This is a genomic window from Bacillus sp. SIMBA_154, from assembly GCF_046536015.1.
Classification (GTDB): Bacteria; Bacillota; Bacilli; order Bacillales; family Bacillaceae; genus Bacillus; species Bacillus pumilus_P.
Genome location: NZ_JAWJBV010000713.1, coordinates 1 through 233, shown reverse-complemented (window position 1 = coordinate 233; position 233 = coordinate 1). Strand labels below are relative to the sequence as shown.

Genomic DNA, 233 nt, shown 5'->3' with positions numbered 1-233 from the left:
TGGAACTATTATATCCGATAAAGAAAAGGAGCAGAAGGATAAATAAAAAGGATACGCCAAGTGTCAATCTGGTTTGGACAGAAAGCGCATAAACTTGGGATAAGGGTATCGAGAGAAAAATTGTCCCCGAGAGATCATCTGTGTTGGATAAAACAGGTATGGTGATACCGAGAATATCTGGGTAAAACGGCGGATGTTCTCTAATTAACACGACTGTTTCCCCGGGAAGAAGC

At 41.6% G+C, this 233-nt stretch carries 1 pseudogene; it reads right to left on the bottom strand.

Annotation, left to right across the window (positions count from 1 at the left end):
• Window positions 1-211, bottom strand: a pseudogene (locus R0K30_RS23730) (two-component sensor histidine kinase); the annotation flags it as partial.
• Window positions 212-233 lie beyond the last annotated feature (22 nt).